Genomic DNA, 15,783 nt, shown 5'->3' on the forward strand with positions numbered 1-15,783 from the left:
AATTTAACAAACTTTTGTGAAATATGCAAGCAAAGAAGACTTTATGGAGCGTTTTTGTAAACTTTGTGAAAAAACTACCACTATCTTACGCTAAATAAAGTCTTCTTTTATTCTGATTTGTTCATTCAATTTTCTGTTTTCACGTTTTTTCAGTAAATGAATTCTTAATTTTCACAATGAAACTGTACTAGTCTGTTGGTGAAAACTGTACTAATATTTTAAAACAGTTTTAATTGTTTATATAGTCTATTTGTATTTTCCAGATGCGAAACGGTGAGTCCTATCAGTCTTATCGGGCGTTCTTGCATCATTTCTTCAAAAAGCTGAAGTGCAATCGAATAGATTTCCTCCTGTTTATTCAAATAATCACGCATTGTAACACTCTTCGTCATTGTATTAAATTCCAAATCTCTTAATTTAAGCGTGACGGTTCTTGCGGCAAGACTTCTCTTCTTCAACATCCGTTCTAATTCTTCTGAAAACTCCTCCAAGTATCCCGTTAGAATACCATGGTCGGTCGTATCCTTTATTAAGGTTCGCTCTGTCCCGATGGATTTACGTTCCCTGTGAAGCGTCAGTTGGTCATTTGACTCCCCTCGTACTTGCAAGTACAATCGTGGACCAAGAGTGCCAAACTTCTTCTCCAGTTCTTCCTTAGACAATGGAAAGAGATCTTCTCCTGTTAGAATACCCGCTTGTTTCAATTTCTCTGCGCTCACTTTTCCAACTCCATAGAAATCTTCAATAGGAATTGTTCGAATAAACTCTTTAGCATTTTCAGGTGTAATGACGGTCACTCCAGAAGGCTTATGATAGCCTGATGCCATTTTCGCGAGAAACTTATTAAAGGACACGCCAACGGAACAAGTGAGTCCTGTTTTTTCATAGACATCCTTTTGAATCGCGTGTGCAATTATGGTTGCAGACGTCATCCCTTTTTTATTATCTGTGACATCTAAATAGGCTTCATCAATCGAGAGTGGCTCGATTAAATCTGTGTAGGTTCGAAACACTTCATGCACCTGAGCAGAAACTTCTTTATATAACTGATATCGCCCAGGCGTGAGTATGGCTTGTGGGCAGAGTTTCATGGCTTTTACTGTAGGCATCGCAGAACGCACGCCAAAAGCTCTCGCCTCATATGAACAAGTAGACACAACACCTCTTTGGTTAGGTTTCCCACCGACAATCACAGGCTTTCCTCTCCACTCAGGATGGTCCCTTTGTTCCACCGATGCGAAAAACGCATCCATATCTACATGTAAAATTTTCCGCATCGATTTCCCTCTCTTTCTATCAACGTTTCTTCTCTATCTTATCGATTTTTGATGAAAAATAAAAACGGAATGCACATTGGCACTCCGCTTGCGTCTATTCATTGTTTGCTATGAATCTTTTTCTTGCAAAATAGCGAATGATTTTTGCAACCACGATTCCATTTGTGATGGCAAAGATGACTATCTGCACAACGCCTGCTCGTTGGATGACTTGCTGCATCCATTCATCAAGTGCTAAATCTGTTGCGTATTTTAAAACAGTAACACCAAACGCTCGAACGACTAATGTAAGCCATGCGATACAAAGTAGCCCCGCATTTTCAATAATAAATTCAAAGAAATCATCCGGGAATTTCTTCTTCGCAAATTCCATTCCAAATACAATGACTAAAATCAGTATACTGAGAATGACAACATGCCATCCTTGAGTTGTAATAAAAGCATTCCCTAAGTTCATTAAGGTTGCTGTTAGCACTAAATAGAGAATGGTTAAAACAGCGACGATATTATAGTAAATCAACATCAGTTTTTTCATCATTATCCCTCCATTTCAACTCTTCTATCTACTTCTATTGTACTCCTCCTAAAAGCGGACTTCAATCATTCATTTTCTTATTCATTTTGGAAATAAAAAAAGACTGACAGAGAACCTGCCAGTCTTACTTATTTAAATTAATTTTTGCTTTCTTCGTCAGAATCTTTTTTCTTAGCGAATACTAACACTCCAACTGCTGCAACTACTAAAAGTGCACCAATCACCATATAGATTGTTTGGTTGCCAGTACCTGTGTTTGGAAGTTCTTCAGTTACAGTTGTTGAAGTTTCTTCAACTGTTGTAACTGTTGTTTCTTCTGTTGTAGAGGTAGTTGTTGTTGCCGTTGTATTTGTTTCTTCCTCTGTAGAGGTAGTTGTTGTTGTCGTTGTAGTTGTTTCTTCCTCTGTAGAGGTAGTTGTTGTTGTCGTTGTAGTTGTTTCTTCCTCTGTAGAGGTAGTTGTTGTTGTCGTTGTAGTTGTTTCTTCCTCTGTAGAGGTAGTAGTTGTTGTCGTTGTAGTTGTTTCTTCCTCTTTAGGAGTATCTTTCACATGTAAGATGCTTCCATCTTTACCAAGAGTTACTGTATATTCAGTTTCATCTAATTCGTAACCTTCTGGAGCAGTTTTCTCTTTAATCTTGAATTCTTTACCAGCATATTTTTCATCGAATTGTGATGAAACCGCATGACCTTCTTCGTCAGTAGTCACTTCAACTGTATTTCCATCTGGATCTGTAATGACATATACAGCACCTTGAACAGGATTCAATGTTTTCTCGTCTACTTTGCTCACTTTAACTGTGTAAGCACTCGTTGCTTCGATTGTACCTGAGAAGAGTGAAGTTGCACTTGCTGTGAATGTTGTTTCAGTCGTATTTGTACGACGAGTGACAGGTGTACCGTCTGCTTTTGCTACAGAAACCATATTTTGAACTTTACTTCCATCATTTGGAGTTGTTGTGTCATAAGTGACATAGTATTTTTTAGTTCCATCTTTGAATGTGATTGTAAAGTTCGTATAGTTTTCATTCCAGTTTACTGTGTAGTCAGTTCCTTCTACTAATTGTACGAAATCCGATTCTTTACCAGATGTTGTTTCGTTCATTGAAGGTGCATTGTACACGACTAATGATTCAGGAATATATTGAATCGAAGCAGTAGATGGGTCACTTGGCAATGTATCAGTTAATACTAAGTTTTCCCCTAAGTTATCTCCACTCGTGTTTACACGTACTTTCCATTCTGAAACGTATTGGCCAGAACCTTTTGAACCTGCAGCTTCTAATTTTGCTGATGTCCAAGCTTTATTAGCTGCTTGCCCACCAATTTTTGCAAAGTTTTCTTTACCAATTGAATCTGTTTCATTTGAAAGAGTTTGGACATTATGCGTTTGCGTAATTGTTGTCTTCATTGAAGGTGAATCAAATGTTACGGGTTGGTTCGAAACATTCTTCTTATATAAGAAGTTTAGCGCCAAAGTTCCTTTGACCTCTTTGACTGTATCCGCACCTTTTGCTGCTAAATATTGGTCAAGGTTCTTCAGTGTGACTGTAATCGTCCCACCTTGGTTATCTCCATGGCCTTCAAAATGTGCATCCGCAATTGGTACATTCGTTGCTAAATCAACTAATTCCACGTCATGATTATCATAGAAAGTAATCTCAGCCGGAACCTCTAATTTAAAGAAATCACCATTTTGAATATCTCCATTGTAATGCTCTAAGTCAAATACCGCTCTTAATTTATAGGCTCTATTTGTAAGGATTTGATAGACTCCATTTGCATCTGGACTTAATTTTGTATCCGATTGATCAAGAAGTTCTAATCCTGAAATTACGTTTTGAAGCTCTTTTCCTTCAGCTGCTTTTGCTGAAGTGTTTCCTAAAAACACCAATGATAAAATCACCAATAAAGTTGCGAACAAACCAAACCATTTACTCTTTTTCTTCATAAAAACCCTTCTTTCTTTTAACCGTTTTCACTATGGTACCACAAACTTCATACTAAAGGCAAAAAAATAGAGCAAGTGGGCATATTCCACTTACTCTACACGCCAATCAATTGGTTGTTGACCTGTTTTCTTTAAAAATTCATTAATTTGACTAAAAGGTTTGCTTCCAAAGAATCCGCGGTATGACGACAGCGGGCTTGGATGTGGCGCCTTTAAAATCAAATGATTGGGATTAGTAATCAGCTTTTCTTTTGATTGTGCTGGTTTCCCCCACAATACAAAGACGATTGGATGATCACTTTGATTAAGAGAAGTAATGACTGCATCGGTAAAAGTTTCCCAACCTTGACCACGATGACTATTCGCCTCATGTGCACGAACTGTCAATACTGTGTTCAAAAGCAACACGCCTTGCTTTGCCCAAGCGGTTAAATCCCCACTCTTTGCAACAGGAATGCCAAGGTCGCTTTCAAGTTCCTTATAAATATTGAGTAATGAAGGTGGCAAGGCGATTCCTTTTTGCACGGAGAAACTTAGACCATGTGCTTGGTTATCGCCATGATAAGGATCTTGACCAAGAATCACCACTTTCACGTTATCAAATGGTGTCAGTTCCAAGGCCTTAAAGACATTCTCTGCAGCAGGAAATACTTTGTGATGATTTCGCTCGCTTTGTTCAAAGGCACGTACTGCATGGAAATACTCTTTTTTCTTCTCCTCACCAATAACATCATGCCACGTTGTCATAGAGTATCCTCTTTTCTCTCGTAGATTTCAAACGTATGTGGGTAGACATTTTTTTCATCCACTTCACCTTCGAGTGACTTCACTTTCACGAAATCGCCCCATGGAAAATCGGTTGGGAAATACGTATCCCCTTCAAATGTATGATGTATTCGTGTGCAATATAAAAGCTCCACATGGTCTTTTAGAAGACGGTAGACTTCTGCACCACCACACACATAAATATCCTCGTGTTTGGAATCTTCGATAATCGCATCAATATCAGTAACGACTTCAGCACCTGGTACTTCATAATCGTTGCTTCTTGTTAAAAGAACAGTTTGACGTCCTGGAAGCAAGCGACTCCCCATCCCTTCGAACGTTTTACGTCCCATAAGGATGGTTTGTCCCATCGTTACTTCTTTAAAGAATTTCAAATCATTCGGCAATCGCCAAGGAAGCGTGTTGTCTTTTCCAACAAGTCCTTGTTCATCTTGAGCCCAAATATAAATTAACATCTGTCTCCTCCAGTATTACACGGCAATCGGTGCTTTAATCGTTGGATGCGGATTATATCCTTCTACAATTACATCATCAACATCGATATCAAACATTGATTTTTCAGGATGTTTTAATACGAGTGTTGGCAATTCTCTTTCTTCACGCGCTAATTGCGTTTCTACTTGTTCCATATGGTTTAAGTAAATATGCGCATCGCCTAATGTATGAACGAATTCACCAACTTCTAAGCCTACTTCATTTGCGATTAAATGTGTTAATAAAGCGTAACTTGCAATATTGAACGGCACTCCTAGGAACACATCCGCACTACGTTGGTATAATTGGCAGCTTAATTTACCATCAGCCACATAGAATTGGAACATTGTGTGGCATGGAGGAAGCGCCATGCTAGGCACATCTTCTGGATTCCATGCTGAAACAATCATACGACGTGAATCTGGAGAATTCTTCAATAAGTTGAGTAAGTCTGCGATTTGGTCAATCGTTTCCCCTTTTGTTGTTTTCCAGTGACGCCATTGGGAACCATAAATATTTCCAAGTTCACCGAATTCAACCGCAAAAGCATCATCCGTTAAGATTTTCTCACAGAAGTCTTTCTTCACTTCTTGGTATACTTCGTTGAACGCTTCGTCTTCTAAGCAACGACGTCCAAAGTCTGTCATATCAGGACCAGTATATTTTGGAGAAGAAACATAACGCTCAAACGCCCATTCGTCCCAGATGTGGTTGTTGTGTTCTAATAAGTATTTGATATTCGTATCGCCGTGCAAGAACCATAACAATTCGCTCTTAATTAAACCGAACGCCACACGTTTTGTTGTCAACAGTGGAAATCCCTTTTGTAAGTCAAAACGCATTTGGTATCCGAACACACTCTTTGTACCCGTACCAGTACGGTCAGTTTTTGTTGTTCCTTCTTCTAAAATCTTTCTTAGTAAGTCTTTATATTGTTTCGTCATATCTGTTCCTTTCTTTAATTCCCTGCTAATTCTGCTAAATATTCCCAACGTTCGTAAGCTGCACTTGCCGCTTCTTCCGTCTTGTCTAGTTCCTCTTGTAATTCTTGAAGTTTAGCAAAATCTTGTGCATGGACACTCATTTCCTCTTGCAAGAATTCCAGTTTTTCTTCGAGTTCTTGAATGGTTCCTTCAATCGTCTCCCATTCCTTCTTCTCTTGATACGTCATCTTCTTAGCCGGAGCAACTTTTGGTGCCTCCACTTTTTGTGCTTCCGCCTTAGGAGCTTCCACTGCAACTTTTGCTAGTGATTTTTCTTGTTCTAAATACTCACTCATCGAGCCATAGAAGAGTTCAGTTTGTCCATTTCCTCGGATAACAAATAATTGCTCGACCGTCTTATCTAAGAAGTAACGGTCATGGGATACAATAAGAACCGCTCCATTAAATGACTCTAAGAAGTCTTCGAGTACGGTTAATGTATCGATATCCAAATCGTTGGTTGGTTCGTCTAATAATAACACATTTGGTTTTGTCATTAATAAGCGAAGTAAGTAGAGTCGTCTTCTCTCTCCCCCAGACAAGGTATGGATATACGCTCCATGTAAATGTCTTGGGAATAAGAAGGTCTCGAGTAATTCTGAAATCGATGCTACTTCTCCGTTTTCACGTTTAATCTCTTCCGCTTCTTCTCGTAAATATTGGATTAGCTGTTTATCCATTGGAATATCTTCATCTTGTTGTTTATAGTACGCGATTCGAACGGTCTCACCGACAACAAATTGGCCACTATCAAATGGAATCTGGCCGGCAATGGCATTTAAGAAGGTTGATTTTCCAACACCATTCACCCCAGCAATCCCGATACGCGCTTGACTTTGAATAATCCAATCAAGATTCTTCACGATGGATTGCCCATTAATCGAAAGACTTACATCTTCCATTTGGAAGACACGTTTTCCGATACGCGCTTGGTCGAATTCCATCACTAGCTTGTCGTTTGAAGTCGTCTGCTTCACTTCTTTTTCTAAGGCTTCAAAACGATGAATTCGAGCCTGTTGCTTCGTTGAACGAGCCTGTGCTCCTTGACGCATCCATTCTAGTTCACTTAAATATAATCTTTTTTGTTTCTGACTCATGCGTGCCGCGATTTGTTCTCTTTGGCTTCGTTGTTCTAGATACGATTCATAATTTCCTTCGTAAGCTTCGATTCGTCCATTCACTAGTTCAAACATATGCGTTACCGCACGTTCTAAGAAGTAACGGTCGTGAGTCACGAGCATCATCGCACCTTTGTAATTGGCTAAATACCCTTCTAACCATTCGATGGCTTCTAAGTCTAAGTGGTTCGTTGGTTCATCGAGCAATAGTAAATCCGGTTCTTCCATCAATACTTTTGCAAGTCCCACACGTTTCTTCTGACCACCAGAGAGTGTGCCCACTTCTTTCTGGATATCCGTTAGTCCCATCTTTTGAAGAATGGTCTTAATTTGAACTTCCACTTGCCATCCATCGATTTCATTCATCTTTTGCTCTAAGACGCTGTATCGTTTTGTGAGGCTTTCTGAAGTCGGATTTTCACGTAATTGTTCCACCACTTCTTCAAAGTCATGAACGACTTTTAATGTTGGATGGTCTCCTTTATATAAGGCCTCAAAAATTGTATCTTCGTCATCTAATTCTGGTTGCTGCGATAAGTATCCAATTCTGTAATCGTTAGACGTTGTGATGTCACCTGATTCGGCAAAATCAACCCCTGCTAGAATGGATAATAATGTACTCTTACCAGTCCCATTTTGACCGATTAACCCCACGTGTTCTCCTTCATTAATAATAAAGGACACGTCTTCTAATAATGATTTCGCACCATAAGATTTTTTCAAATGATCGACTCTAAAATCTTTCATGCAAACTCCTTTCAAGTCTCTTAATATAACCCTTGAATTTTCCCATTGTCATCAACACTAATTCCAAGTGCTGCTGGAACTTTAGGAAGTCCCGGCATCGTTAAAACTGTTCCCGTTAATGCGACAATAAATCCAGCACCTAGTTTTGGAATCAATGAACGAATCGTGATTTCAAAGTTTTCTGGACGCCCTTTTAACTTGGCGTTGTCTGAGAATGAATACGGTGTTTTTGCAATGCATACATTTAAATGATTCCATCCAGCCTCTTCAATCTCTTTCAATTGTTCTAATGCTTCAGGTGTATAGTTCACCTTCATGGCTCCATAAATATTCTTAGCGACTGCATCGATTTTTTCTTGAATCGGTTGAGTCTCTTTATAAGTTGGATGAAAAGCAGCTTTGCCACTTTCACAGAGTTCAACAACTTTCTGTGCTAATTCAATACCGCCCTTGGAACCTTTTTCCCATACCGCAGTCATGATACAAGGAACTCCAAACTCCTGACAAAGCGATGCAAAGAGTTCTTGTTCTGCTTTTGTATCTGATACAAATTCATTCAGCGCTACCACTACAGGTAAACCATACTGTTGAACATTCTCAATATGTTTCGCTACGTTCTTAAATCCTTCGCGAACCGCCTCAAGCGATTCTCCTAGTGCTAATTCTTCAAGAGATAATCCGCCATGCATCTTCGTTGAACGAATGGTTGCTACCACTACGACTGCATCTGGACTCTTTCCAAGAACCGGCACCTTAATATCCAGAAACTTCTGAGCACCTAGGTCGGCCCCAAAACCTGCTTCTGTGACCGTATAATCTGCCAAAGTTAAGGCCATTTTCGTAGCGATAACACTATTACATCCATGTGCAATATTGGCAAATGGTCCGCCATGAACAATGGCTGGCGTTTCTTCTAAAGTTTGAACAAGGTTTGGCTTCACGGCTTCTTTCATAAGGGCCGTAATAGCTCCTTCAACTTGTAAATCAGCTACTGTCACTGGTTTCCCATTCACATCAAACGCCACTAAAATTTGCGATACACGACGTTGCAAGTCTTTTAAGTCACTCGCTAAACAAAGCACCGCCATCATTTCGGTTGCAACCGTAATATCAAAACCGTCCTTGCGAGGCACCCCATTTATCGGACCACCAAGTCCAATTTCAATTTGGCGTAACGAACGGTCATTCAAATCGAGCGCTCGTTTCCACAAAATGCGGCTTGTATCGATTTGTAGCTCATTTCCTTGGTGAATGTGATTGTCAATGATTGCAGACAATAGATTTGTCGCCGTCGTTAAGGCGTGCATGTCCCCTGTGAAATGCAAGTTGATTTCTTCCATCGGAACGACTTGCGCATATCCTCCACCTGTTGCTCCACCTTTAAGTCCAAGAGTCGGTCCTAGAGATGGTTCACGCAGCGCAATCGCTGTTTTCTTTCCAATAGCCGTTAGTGCGTCTCCTAACCCCACTGTTACCGTAGACTTACCTTCACCAGCAGGAGTCGGGTTCATCGATGTGACTAAAATGAGTTTCCCAAAATTCTCTGGGTTATGAATGTCATTCTTATCAATCTTTGCCTTGTATTTTCCATAAGGCTCTACTTCTTCAGGAGTTAAATTGAGTTTCTCGGCAATCACCGAAATAGGTTGCATTTGGTTTTCTTGTGCAATTTCAATATCTGTTTTCATGACGTCACCTCGCTTCATGCATATTCGTTTTATTATACCATAATTTAACGCAAAAAAAGAATGAGGATGCAACATCATCCTCATTCATCTCTTATTATTATAATCTTCTTTTTTCTTGAATCCTAACACACCAAAACCGCTAAGTAAGAATGCAGCTGCTGTACCTAATAGTGAGTCCGCTGTCCCTGTATTTGGAAGTTGTGGTGCTGGAGTTGCCGGAACTTCCGGTGTCACAGGTACTTCTGGAGTTGCCGGAACTTCCGGTGTCACAGGTACTTCTGGAGTTGCCGGAACTTCCGGTGTCACAGGTACTTCTGGAGTTGTTGGAACTTCTGGAGTTTCTGGTGTGACTGGTTTATAAATATAAGTTACGACAATTGTTCCTTCGATGACTTTACCAGTTTCTTCACCTTCATGACGAACAAGTTGATATGTCACGCCATCTTTCACAATCGTTCCTGGATTTTCTCCTTCTTCATTCGTGTTATATTCCGTATCGACAAGAGATGCAGGAGTATCTTCACGATCTTCTTTCAGGGTATTTCCCTCTTCATCTTGATACTTCACGATAACATTTCCGTATGTCAATGTTTCTAACTCTTCTGGAGTCGTAGGCTCTACAGGAAGTGCTGAAATAATCGCATATTTATTTACCGTTACACTTGGAGCTTCTGGTTCAGTTGGCTCACTTGGTTTCACTGGTTCTTCCCCTGGTGGTTGAGGAAACGCAATATTCGTATTAATCGCAAACCAATAAACTGTATTAAGCCCTACTGAGTTTCCTTGTACTGAGAACGTGTAGTGATTATCGTACAGACGAAGCGCTCCACTTCCCCAATAGAAGTTTGGTGCTGTTTCATCGTCCCAACCTTTTACATTACCCATGTCATTCCCGTTGAATTTTGAGCCATGTTCTAAGTATTGGTTGTCGTTCACTGAATAGATTTCACCATTTTGTTCACTTACAGAAGAACCTGGAATTGGAATAAATTTGTTGCTTCCAACACTCATTTTTTCAATATGCTTTGTATCATCCCAAGCCCATTTTGTTTCACCGTTTTCTGTATAACGAATGCCGTTGTAGTGGTTCAAACTGTTTACAGCAATAATTGAATTTCCATCGTAGACTGCTTGGACTTCATTTCCGTCAGCATAATAGTAATGATCCACAACATTAATCGTTAATGGGTTAGCTGAATCCGTGCTATCTCCCACTACAATCGTTTTAGCTGGATCACGATACACATTCGCAATGATTTTTCCTGAATTACCAGGCGCACTTGTAACTGTAAATTCACGGACGATTTTAGCGATGGCTGTGTCTTTAAAGCGTGAATTGGATAGATTTGTGCTTGTCACAGTCATAGTTTTACCGACCTCGAGCGCCACCCAAGCGTCATCTGTATCTGAATACGGATTCGTTGTTGTCAAATACTCGTCTTTTACTTTGTCTCCATCAAATCGAGCTAAGTAGTCTGATTGGTTTAAGGCATCCACCCCTGCTTGTGTGAGATAGTTGACATCTCCACTCACAACCGTATGCGCATCTGGTTCAGTCTTTAACGCTAATTCTTGTAATGTATTAATGACCCCCGCATCTGTACCGTTCGCAATTTGCTTTTGGTATTCTTCGTATGCGGCTTTCTTTTCGTCGTATTGAGCTTTTTTAATATTATATTCTTTTAAATCTTCGTCGTATTGCTTCTTCTCTTCGGCGTATTTTGCTTTATCTTCTTTATATTTATTAGTGACTTGTTCAATCTCAGCTGCTTTTTCGTCTTGAGCTGCTTTGACTTGTTCTTCATTTAAATTCGTAATCGTTTCTGAACTTTCATTAACGGTTACACCTTCTGCTTTTGCATTGTCGATGGCTGTCTTCAACGCATCTGAATTCTCAATAGCTTTCGTTGTTGTCGCGAGAGTTTCCTCTGCAGCAACCACTTCATCAGCCGAAACCGTATCTGCAGTGAAAACACTGCTTACAAATAAGAACACACTAGCTGTTGCCACAAAGCCACATAACCCAAATGCTTTTGATTTTTTATACCCAACTGTTGTCGATTGATGTTTAAACATAAATTTTCCCCTTTAATGAAATAATTGACTTAATCATACACCTGAAACAATTTATTTTCAACTCTTTTTCATTTGTTTTCCTTAGTTTTCACAAAATCTTCTTAAGTCACCTTAAGCCTCTCTACCACAACAAAAAAGCCGTATGGCATTGCCATACGACTTTAATCATTTAAATTATTTTTTCTTTTTAGAAACAGCTAAACCAAGACCAGCAAATAATGTTGCTAAACCAGTTGTGATCGCAGTTGTTGCAACCCCAGTATTTGGTAATTCTTTTTGTTTTGGTTCTTCTGGAGTAGTAGTAGTTGTTGTTACTTCAGCAGTTTCTTCTGTTGTTTCTTCAGTTGTAGTTGTTGTTGTTGTTACTTCAGTAGTTTCTTCTGTTGTTTCTTCAGTTGTAGTAGTTGTTGTTGTTACTTCAGTAGTTTCTTCTGTTGTTTCTTCAGTTGTAGTTGTTGTTGTTGTTACTTCAGTAGTTTCTTCTGTTGTTTCTTCAGTTGTAGTAGTAGTTGTTGTTACTTCAGTAGTTTCTTCTGTTGTTTCTTCAGTTGTAGTAGTAGTTGTTGTTACTTCAGTAGTTTCTTCTGTTGTTTCTTCAGTTGTTGTTGGTTGAGAAATCTTTCTATACCAGTGGATACGATTTCCTTCACGGTCTTTTTCTGTACTTACAAATTCATATCCATCGATAGTTGCTGGATCTTTCCAACCTTTGTCTGTTGCTTTAATTGATTCTTGTGTATCGATATCCTTATAATCTGTCACAAGTGAATCCAATACTAATTGTGCACTAGTAGAGTCACTAATAATACGATAGATATAGATTCCTTTAGAATCTTTACCGTCAATAGTAGCTGTAGCCACTGTTGAGACATCATACTGCATTTTTTCGATATCAATTTTAGATTTGTCGATGATATTAATTCGGTTTTTCCCTACACCAAAGAATACACCTAATTCTTTAGGAACATCTCCTGAAATCATTTCAAGTGTAATTTTCTTTGCACTAACAGAAGTCACTTTGAATTTTGGTTCTACACCTGTTGGGAACACATAAGCACCGTATTGGTTTACGCTGTAATTACTATATACAGGTAAGATGAAATAAGCTTGATGTGTATCGCCAACTTTAATTGCGTCAGCACCACTTGTTTTCCATTCAATTCCTGAAGCATCGTTGAATTCTAGTTCAACAGTTGAACCAACCTTCATTCCTTCACTTCCACGAACTTGGAATTGTGTAGACGTTTCATATGAGCCATCTGCATTGAACTTAATTGTATTTCCCGAAGGTGTGAAGTGAATAGAGTTTGTTTCAGTTGCAAATTTCTCTACTTTTGGAATATCCACTGTGCTTGTTACAGAAGAATCTCCCACTTTAATCACTTGATTTAAAGTGTAGTCTTTATTCGCAATAACAGCTCCGTTATAAGCGTTATCTGATTTGATTTGGAACTGTGCTTGTTTCAACACATCAGGTTTTACCGCTTCAACAGCATTAGTAAATGTAATTTTTAATGTAATACGTGTTGATTCCAATTCAGCTTGCTCCATTTGAGCTTTGTTGTTCGAACCTTGACGAGCTTTATTAATGTTTTCGAAGGATACAATTTTAATGGTCCCAATTTTCTTTCCTTCATAAATAACATCTTTACCATCTAACGAATTTAACACCGCTACATTTTCCAATGTAATCGTTACGTAGTCGCCTTCTTTCACATCGTCATCTGTTAAAGAAACAGCGATATCTACGTCTGTATAGTATTCATAGTTCTTAATATCATGGTTTTTAATCGTACCTGTTACTTTTGCATTTACTTCTTTAGCAGCACGCGTTGGAGCCGCAGTTGTTGCTTCTGTTGTTGCTTCTGTCGTTGCAGTTGTTGATTCTGTTGTAGCCTCTGTTGTTGCTGCAGCAGCTGTAGTCGCTTCTGTAGTCGTTGCATCTTCAGCAAATACAGATTTATCCGCTTGGAATGCTGTTAACAAAACACCGCATGACGAAATTGCTAACATCAGTTTTCCAATTTTACGAATTGATTGTTCTTTTTTCATCCAATCTTTCCTCCATAAACACTTTAGTTAGAGTCATTTTACTATAACTTTGTAAATTTTTCAACTAAATAATTCACATTTAATTCGAAAACTGTTTTCATAATTTTCATATGTTTCCAAAAAAGAACAGTAGCTTATACTACTGCTCTACTCCATGTTGAACTTTGTTTTTAAAGATATAATACGCAATCATGAGAGGCACCATCGAACCAAACCACGCCATTGGGTTGGCAACAGTTGCTCCGACGAAGCCGTACATATTTGAAAGAACCACTGCCGCAACAGAACGCATAATGAGTTCCATAATTCCAGCCAAGGTCGGTGTAAATGTTTTTCCCACCCCTTGTAAGGTATAACGGTAAATAAATAATAGCGAAAGGAAACTATACGTTGTTCCGTTTGTAAGGAAGAATAGTCGTCCTAACTCTACAACATCCTCATGTCCTTCTCCTACGAAGGCACGAATAAGAATCGGACTAAATAGGTTTAAAATAATCCCTACCACAATGGCAAATGTCAATGATAATTTGATACATTCACGCACACCAAGCCAAATACGATCGTATTTCTTCGCACCGAAGTTTTGTGCAGAATAGGTAGCCATCGTGACCCCAAACGACATCATGGGAAGAATCGCCAATTGGTCAATCTTTTGTGCTGCTGTGTGTGCCGCAACCGAAGTCGGTCCTAACTGATTCAATGCAATTTGAACCATAATCGTTCCGATGGCAATAATCGAAGCTTGGAAAGCCATCGGGAATGAAATACGACAATGTTCCCTTATATTTCGTTTCGTTGCAACAAGGTCTTCCTTCGTTAAGCGCAATACTGGAATTTTCTTCCAAATATAAACAATGCAGGCCACTGCTGAGAAGATTTGCGAAAGAACCGTTGCATAACCTGCCCCTTCAACTCCCATTCCAAAAACAGCAATAAAGACGATATCTAAAATAATATTCATCACACACGCCATTACTAGAAAATATAAAGGAGTTTTCGCATCTCCAATCGAACGGAAAATATTCGATAGTAAATTATAAGCCATTGAGGAGAAAATACCGCCAAAGATGACGATTAAATAATCATAAGCTCCATCAATAATTTCGGATGGTGTCTGCATGATTTCTAGAATTTGTCGACAGAAAATCATACTCAATGCAGTTAATACAATCGCTACAGCAATCGAAATTAAAATGGAAACATAAAAACTATGCTTCACGCCCTTATAATCCTTGGCACCAAACCGTTGCGCTAATGGAATCGCAAGGCCAGCCGTTAACCCTGTCGCAAATCCGATGATTAAAAAGACAATACTTCCAGTAGACCCAACCGCAGCTAACGCCTGCACACCAATGGTACGACCTACGATAAAGGTATCCGCCATATTGTATAATTGTTGGAATAAGTTCCCAATTAATAGCGGGATTGTAAAATTCCAAATCAGTTTTAGTGGTTTTCCATTTGTCATATCCTTTGCCATCAGACACCCTCCTCTTCAAAAAATTAGCAAGTAATAGTATAAAACATTCAAATGAAAATGAACAGTAGTTTTGAAAAATTTCTTTTAAGAAAACGTCTTCTATGCTAAAATAGGACTGAAAAGAGGCGAATGTTATGGCAGATTTTGATAAAAATAGAATTGCAAAAATGCAACAATACTTAACAGATGTAACAGACCCTGAATTTAAAGGGAGCGCCACCGACAAAACTGTCGCTATGGCCGAATTATTTAATTACTATCATTCGGATTGGAAAGCTGATGCAAGTCACTTTGTCGATCAAAACTTAGAACTCTTCGACGATGAAAAAATGCAAATGCTCTTTCGAAATTCAAACGCGGGACGCAAATCCCCACATACCATCATCCGACAAGAATCAAAAAGTAAGTATAAGAGACCTATGAGACCGGGGGAAGATTGAGGATGTGAGCAAAAGCGTCCAGAGGCGATGACGATTCGCAGTTTAGCCGTAAGCGGTCAGAAAGACCGTGCGGACTAAACTCGAAAGGCTTGAGCCTCTGCTTTTGCGAACTCAACTACACAGAGTTCAACTTCAAGGATGTACTTTGAATGCACCATGAAAATTATCATATATGATA

At 39.1% G+C, this 15,783-nt stretch carries 12 protein-coding genes; 1 reads left to right on the forward strand and 11 read right to left on the reverse strand.

Features of this window, described 5'->3' with window-relative positions; all coding sequences use genetic code 11:
- Nucleotides 1-218 precede the first annotated feature (218 nt).
- The 11 genes from dinB to O3798_RS02155 all read right to left on the reverse strand — a co-directional run bounded on the left by dinB (nucleotide 219) and on the right by O3798_RS02155 (nucleotide 15,165).
- Complete coding sequence (gene dinB, locus O3798_RS02105; protein WP_371462887.1) at nucleotides 219-1,277, reverse strand: DNA polymerase IV; 1,059 nt, start codon at nucleotides 1,275-1,277, stop codon at nucleotides 219-221.
- A gap of 94 nt (nucleotides 1,278-1,371) precedes the next feature.
- Complete coding sequence (locus O3798_RS02110) at nucleotides 1,372-1,812, reverse strand: hypothetical protein (protein WP_371445085.1); 441 nt, start codon at nucleotides 1,810-1,812, stop codon at nucleotides 1,372-1,374.
- 137 nt (nucleotides 1,813-1,949) lie between these two features.
- Nucleotides 1,950-3,761, reverse strand: a complete 1,812-nt coding sequence (locus tag O3798_RS02115) for a prealbumin-like fold domain-containing protein (protein WP_371462888.1) — start codon at nucleotides 3,759-3,761, stop codon at nucleotides 1,950-1,952.
- 90 nt (nucleotides 3,762-3,851) lie between these two features.
- Nucleotides 3,852-4,508: a uracil-DNA glycosylase gene (ung, locus tag O3798_RS02120; protein ID WP_371462890.1), complete on the reverse strand. Its 657-nt coding sequence runs from the start codon at nucleotides 4,506-4,508 to the stop codon at nucleotides 3,852-3,854.
- The gene (locus O3798_RS02125; protein WP_371462892.1) at nucleotides 4,505-5,002 is read right to left on the reverse strand and encodes a dihydrofolate reductase; all 498 of its coding nucleotides are present in this window, start codon (nucleotides 5,000-5,002) and stop codon (nucleotides 4,505-4,507) included. Before O3798_RS02125 ends, ung begins: the two co-directional genes overlap by 4 nt.
- Before the next feature lie 15 nt (nucleotides 5,003-5,017).
- A complete protein-coding gene (locus O3798_RS02130; protein WP_371462894.1) occupies nucleotides 5,018-5,965 on the reverse strand; it encodes a thymidylate synthase in 948 nt (315 codons plus the stop codon).
- A 14-nt stretch (nucleotides 5,966-5,979) separates the two neighbouring features.
- A complete protein-coding gene (locus O3798_RS02135; RefSeq protein WP_371462896.1) occupies nucleotides 5,980-7,869 on the reverse strand; it encodes an ABC-F family ATP-binding cassette domain-containing protein in 1,890 nt (629 codons plus the stop codon).
- Nucleotides 7,870-7,889: 20 nt separating this feature from the next.
- Nucleotides 7,890-9,557 (reverse strand): formate--tetrahydrofolate ligase, encoded by a 1,668-nt coding sequence (locus O3798_RS02140; RefSeq protein ID WP_371462898.1) that lies wholly within the window; start codon nucleotides 9,555-9,557, stop codon nucleotides 7,890-7,892.
- A gap of 84 nt (nucleotides 9,558-9,641) precedes the next feature.
- Nucleotides 9,642-11,633 carry a GbpC/Spa domain-containing protein gene (locus O3798_RS02145; protein WP_371462900.1) on the reverse strand — a complete coding sequence of 664 codons (1,992 nt, stop codon included), beginning with the start codon at nucleotides 11,631-11,633 and terminating at the stop codon, nucleotides 9,642-9,644.
- Between the two features lie 174 nt (nucleotides 11,634-11,807).
- Nucleotides 11,808-13,685 (reverse strand): LPXTG cell wall anchor domain-containing protein, encoded by a 1,878-nt coding sequence (locus O3798_RS02150; protein ID WP_371462902.1) that lies wholly within the window; start codon nucleotides 13,683-13,685, stop codon nucleotides 11,808-11,810.
- Nucleotides 13,686-13,824: 139 nt separating this feature from the next.
- Nucleotides 13,825-15,165, reverse strand: a complete 1,341-nt coding sequence (locus O3798_RS02155; RefSeq protein WP_371462904.1) for an MATE family efflux transporter — start codon at nucleotides 15,163-15,165, stop codon at nucleotides 13,825-13,827.
- 134 nt (nucleotides 15,166-15,299) lie between these two features.
- Between O3798_RS02155 and O3798_RS02160 the strand changes: the two genes are divergently transcribed.
- Nucleotides 15,300-15,605 carry a dTDP-glucose 4,6-dehydratase gene (locus O3798_RS02160; RefSeq protein WP_298729369.1) on the forward strand — a complete coding sequence of 102 codons (306 nt, stop codon included), beginning with the start codon at nucleotides 15,300-15,302 and terminating at the stop codon, nucleotides 15,603-15,605.
- The last annotated feature ends 178 nt before the right edge of the window (nucleotides 15,606-15,783 follow it).

It is taken from the genome of Granulicatella sp. 20925_1_45 (genome assembly GCF_041433555.1).
Lineage (GTDB): Bacteria > Bacillota > Bacilli > Lactobacillales > Aerococcaceae > Granulicatella.

Coding starts and splice junctions, on each gene's coding strand:
- dinB (WP_371462887.1), bottom strand. CDS start 1,277: ATGCGGAAAATTTTACATGTAGATATGGATGCGTTTTTCGCATCGGTG.
- O3798_RS02110 (WP_371445085.1), bottom strand. CDS start 1,812: ATGAAAAAACTGATGTTGATTTACTATAATATCGTCGCTGTTTTAACC.
- O3798_RS02115 (WP_371462888.1), bottom strand. CDS start 3,761: ATGAAGAAAAAGAGTAAATGGTTTGGTTTGTTCGCAACTTTATTGGTG.
- ung (WP_371462890.1), bottom strand. CDS start 4,508: ATGACAACGTGGCATGATGTTATTGGTGAGGAGAAGAAAAAAGAGTAT.
- O3798_RS02125 (WP_371462892.1), bottom strand. CDS start 5,002: ATGTTAATTTATATTTGGGCTCAAGATGAACAAGGACTTGTTGGAAAA.
- O3798_RS02130 (WP_371462894.1), bottom strand. CDS start 5,965: ATGACGAAACAATATAAAGACTTACTAAGAAAGATTTTAGAAGAAGGA.
- O3798_RS02135 (WP_371462896.1), bottom strand. CDS start 7,869: ATGAAAGATTTTAGAGTCGATCATTTGAAAAAATCTTATGGTGCGAAA.
- O3798_RS02140 (WP_371462898.1), bottom strand. CDS start 9,557: ATGAAAACAGATATTGAAATTGCACAAGAAAACCAAATGCAACCTATT.
- O3798_RS02145 (WP_371462900.1), bottom strand. CDS start 11,633: ATGTTTAAACATCAATCGACAACAGTTGGGTATAAAAAATCAAAAGCA.
- O3798_RS02150 (WP_371462902.1), bottom strand. CDS start 13,685: ATGAAAAAAGAACAATCAATTCGTAAAATTGGAAAACTGATGTTAGCA.
- O3798_RS02155 (WP_371462904.1), bottom strand. CDS start 15,165: ATGGCAAAGGATATGACAAATGGAAAACCACTAAAACTGATTTGGAAT.
- O3798_RS02160 (WP_298729369.1), top strand. CDS start 15,300: ATGGCAGATTTTGATAAAAATAGAATTGCAAAAATGCAACAATACTTA.